The organism is Campylobacter concisus (genome assembly GCF_902460595.1).
In the GTDB taxonomy this organism is placed as follows: Bacteria; Campylobacterota; Campylobacteria; order Campylobacterales; family Campylobacteraceae; genus Campylobacter_A; species Campylobacter_A concisus_BL.
The window spans coordinates 220,312-224,622 of the sequence record NZ_CABPVA010000004.1; the positions used below are offsets into that span (position 1 = coordinate 220,312).

5 protein-coding genes and 2 tRNA genes are annotated in these 4,311 nt (G+C 39.5%); 6 read left to right on the top strand and 1 reads right to left on the bottom strand.

Going from position 1 to position 4,311, the window contains the following annotated elements; translation table 11 throughout:
• The 6 genes from F3G86_RS08150 to F3G86_RS08175 form a co-directional block, all read left to right on the top strand.
• The coding region (locus F3G86_RS08150; RefSeq protein ID WP_223228583.1) for a methyl-accepting chemotaxis protein at positions 1-376 on the top strand (376 nt) is incomplete at its 5' end.
• 209 nt (positions 377-585) lie between these two features.
• Positions 586-660 (top strand) — tRNA-Asn (locus tag F3G86_RS08155).
• 274 nt (positions 661-934) lie between these two features.
• Positions 935-1,408 carry a PepSY domain-containing protein gene (locus tag F3G86_RS08160; RefSeq protein WP_149723572.1) on the top strand — a complete coding sequence of 158 codons (474 nt, stop codon included), beginning with the start codon at positions 935-937 and terminating at the stop codon, positions 1,406-1,408.
• Between the two features lie 43 nt (positions 1,409-1,451).
• A complete protein-coding gene (locus F3G86_RS08165; RefSeq protein ID WP_149723573.1) occupies positions 1,452-2,126 on the top strand; it encodes a hypothetical protein in 675 nt (224 codons plus the stop codon).
• Positions 2,127-2,158: 32 nt separating this feature from the next.
• Complete coding sequence (locus F3G86_RS08170; protein ID WP_149723574.1) at positions 2,159-2,818, top strand: response regulator transcription factor; 660 nt, start codon at positions 2,159-2,161, stop codon at positions 2,816-2,818.
• Positions 2,802-4,145 carry a HAMP domain-containing sensor histidine kinase gene (locus F3G86_RS08175; RefSeq protein ID WP_149723575.1) on the top strand — a complete coding sequence of 448 codons (1,344 nt, stop codon included), beginning with the start codon at positions 2,802-2,804 and terminating at the stop codon, positions 4,143-4,145. The genes F3G86_RS08170 and F3G86_RS08175 overlap by 17 nt, the downstream gene beginning before the upstream one ends.
• A gap of 73 nt (positions 4,146-4,218) precedes the next feature.
• Here F3G86_RS08175 and F3G86_RS08180 read toward each other — a convergent pair.
• Positions 4,219-4,294 (bottom strand) — tRNA-Phe (locus tag F3G86_RS08180).
• Positions 4,295-4,311: the final 17 nt, after the last annotated feature.

Genomic DNA, 4,311 nt, shown 5'->3' on the forward strand with positions numbered 1-4,311 from the left:
AACTATCATTAGAGATATAGCAGATCAAACAAATTTACTTGCTCTTAATGCTGCAATTGAAGCAGCACGTGCAGGAGAACACGGCAGAGGATTTGCTGTCGTGGCTGATGAAGTTAGAAAACTAGCTGAGAGAACTCAAAAATCTCTAGGTGAGATAGAAGCAAATACAAATGTCCTAGCTCAATCAATAAATGAGATGAGTGAATCAATCAAAGAGCAAAGTGAAGGAATAAATATGATAAATCAATCAGTTGCTCAAATAGATCACCTAACAAAAGAAAACGTGGTAATTGCCAACCAAGCAAACGAAGTAACATCAGAAGTAGATGAGATGGCTAAAGCTATAGTTGAGGATGTTAGGAAGAAGAGGTTTTAAAAGGCTTCTTGTTTAGAGTTTTAAACAAACTCTTATTTAAATAAAATTGCCAAAACAAAACGATCTTGTTTTGGCAAAACTTTAAACCACCCAGACAAATTTTCTTGAGTGGTTTAAAATATATAATTTATTAGAAAATGGCTAAAATTTTTAGCTATTTAAGCTATTTTTAAATGATTGCTAACTATAATACGACTTCTTTTAAGTGTTCCGGATTAGCTCAGCGGTAGAGTAGGTGACTGTTAATCACTTGGTCGCTGGTTCGAACCCAGCATCCGGAGCCATTTCTTTTTATATATTCTTTTCAAATTCCAATTTTAACGATGTTTTAAGAATTTTAAGTTTTCTTATTTTTTTTGTATTTTTCCTCTTTGTTTCCGATCAGGTTTATTTGCTATTTCAAAGTATATCGTTCTGATTTGTTGACAAAATATGACTAGATATTCATCTTTGGTGAAGTTAAAATAAATTTCCCCTCATTCATCCTAGCTTCATTTTAGGCTTTTATAATGTGCTCATCCAAACGAAAGTTGGAAATCAAAAATAAAAGGATCAAAAATGAAAAAGGTATTAGGCGCAGCAGTTTTAGGAGCGACAGGTTTGCAAGCAGCCATCACATCAAAAGATGCTTTAAATATAGCTGAGAAAAACTTTCCAGGTTCAAGTGTCAAAGACATCGAGATGAACATCAAAAAGGGCGTGACTTTTTACAAGATAGAGTCATTTAAAGATGGTGTCAAACAAGAGATCAAGATCGATGCTAACAGCGGTCAGATCGTTAAAGTAGAGAATAAAAATAAAAAACATATCTTGCCGATCGAAGTAGTAGATTTTTCAAAATTTGCCCTAAGTATCGACAAGGCTGTGGCTAAAGCTCAAGTGATCGAGGCTGGCTGGAGCCTTGATGAGGCAGAGCTTGATAATAAAAATGGTGTTTGGATATACAAAGTAGAGCTTAAGCGCGACAGGAGCGAGAAAAAAGTGATCATAAATGCTCAAACTGGCGAGATAATTGGTAACTTCACAAAGTGATATAGCGCCCTTTTGGACGTTAAATTTTATAAAAGTGAAAAAGATGAGTGAAAATTTAGATCAAAATTTAAACGAGAAAGTTGGCGAGCAGGGTTTAGAGAAAAATTTGAACGAAAATTTAGATAAAAAAGCCATTAATTCAAGCCAAAGCGCGAGAGAAAATTTAAGTAAAAATGCCAAGCCTAGCGTTTATAAAAATAGTTGCAAAAATTTAAGAGAAAGCGAGCAAAGCCATGAAAATTTATATAAAAATTCAAGCGAGGCAAGCAGTAGCGCAAAAAAAATAAGCCAAGCTGTCTCAAAATGCAAAGCTCAAAATTTCTTTAAAAATGCGCTTGAAATTTCGATGCAAGGCATCTCTTGTGCGCTCATCTACACTGGCAAGGCTGGAGTGTGGCTATTAAACGCTTCAAACCGCCTAAAAGACGAGGCGCAAAGAGCTGAGCTATCAAAGATAAATGAAGAGCAGGCTAAATTTGAAAGAGTGGCTTGCATCTTGCCAGAAAAAGTTAAAGAGATCGTCACAGAGCGCCTAAAAGTAGAGCCAAACGAGGTGGAATTTGCACCGATCTATCTAGCTAAAAAACAAAGCTTTGGCACACTTGGAGCGGAGTATTTTTATGAGGCAAGGGCTAAATTTAACGGCTTTTTATATGATTTTAAGATAGGCGCAGCAAATGGCGAAATTTTAAATCTAAAGATAAAAAGTCAAATTTGATAAAATAGCTGGCAAAACCAAGTGAGGCAGGGATGAAAATTTTAGTCGTCGAGGACGAAATGGACCTAAATAGCGTTATCACAAGGCACCTAAAGAAAAACGGATATAGCGTAGATAGCGCGTTTAACGGCGAGGAGGCGATGGACTTTACTGCCGTCGCGCACTACGATCTTATCGTGCTTGATCTCATGATGCCAGTGATGGACGGACTTACATTTTTGCAAAGATCGCGCGCCGCAAAGCTAGCGACCCCTGTGCTGATACTAACGGCAAAGGACGATGTGGACGACGTTGTAAAGGGGCTTGACGCGGGTGCAGATGACTACTTGGTCAAGCCATTTGACTTTAAGGAGCTGCTAGCTAGAGTGCGCACGCTCATTCGCCGAAACAGCGGCAATGTGGCTAATGAAATTTGCGCAGGCGAGCTAAAGATCGACCTTTCTAAAAAGTCAGTCGAATTTAGCGGCGAGCAGGTCGAGCTAACTGGCAAAGAGTATGAAATTTTAGAGTTTTTGATGCTAAATAAGGGCAGAATTTTAACTCGCGACCAGATCAAAGAGCACGTCTGGGACTTTGACTACACAGGTGGCTCAAACGTCATCGACGTGCTTATAAAAAACATAAGAAAAAAGCTTGGCGAGTGCGAGGTGATCCAGACTAAAAGAGGGCTTGGTTATGTTGTTAAGGATTAAGCAAACACTTGCAAACATCCCGATAACCGCGCGCGTAACGCTTTGGTACTCGTTTTTTATCATCGTTATCGTGGCGGCTCTTATTGCCATCTCAGCGGTCGTAGCGGATGAAGTTTTTGAGGACGTAAGCCAAAAAAAGCTAGCCAAATCAGTCACCAAAATAGCCAATGATATGGATGAATTTGAGCCATACGATGATGGGATATTTTTTATAAAATATAACGCAAAAGGCGATGTGATCGGTGGTCTAGCACCAAAACACTTTCAAATTTCACTTAAAATGAATAGCGGTGCAGTGCGCCTTTTTGAAAACGGCGAAAACCGCTTTTACTACTACGATATCGCAGCTAGAGGCAAAGGGGTCTGGGTCAGAGGCGTGATAAATGCGGAGAAATTTTTTAAAAAAGAGGGGCTGTTTTTACTAGCGCTGGGCGTTTTTGTGCCGGTTTTGTTTATTTTTGTGCTTTACGGCGGCTATAAAACGATAAAAAACGCGATGAAGCCAGTCGCAACGATGTCAAAAACTGCGCTTGAGATAGGCAGTAGCCGGGACTTTTCAAAGCGCATAGACCTACCTACTGGCAAAGACGAGCTACATGCGCTTGCAAGCGTTTTTAACCAGATGCTTGACTCCCTAGAAAAGGTCTATCAAAGCGAAAAACAGCTCACCTCAGACGTCTCGCACGAGCTGCGAACGCCGCTATCTGTCATCATGGCTGAGAGCGACTACGCTAAAAATTACTCACAAAATTTGGGTGAGGCCAAAGAGTCGCTGGAGGTCATCTCTAGGCAATCAAGAAAGATAACCTCGCTGATAGACCAAATTTTAGAGCTTTCAAGGCTAGAAACTGGCAGAAATTTGGAGCTAAAAGATATAAATTTAAGCTCTATCTTGCAAAATTTAGCCAGCGACTATGAAAAGCTAGCAAGCGCTAGGGGGTTAAAATTTAGCTGCGTGGTAGCGCCAGATGTCCAAATCTTTGGCAATGAGCTGATGATCTCAAGGCTGGTGGATAACTTTTTAAGCAACGCACTAAAATTTGCAGAAGCTAAGATCGAGCTAAATTTAACCCTCACAAAAACACACGCACTTTTATCTGTAAAAGACGATGGTGTCGGCATCTCTAAAAAAGATAGCGAGCTAATCTGGAATAAATTTTATCAAGTTGAAAGCTCAAGAAACAAAAGCCAAAACAGTGGCAGTGGCCTTGGGCTAGCCATCGCTGCAAATATAGCTAAAATTCACGGCGCAAAGCTTGGCGTAAAAAGCGAAGCAGGAGCTGGAAGCGAATTTTGGGCTGAATTTGATCTGGTAAATTTAAAATAAGTGTAAAATTAGGCTTTTTAATAAAACTATATTTGATAAAATTAAAATGATTGATTTTGAAAGAAAGTTTAAATGGTGGTTAGAGGCAGAATCGAACTGCCGACACGCAGATTTTCAGTCTGCTGCTCTACCGACTGAGCTATCCAACCACCTTGATAAAGGAAAT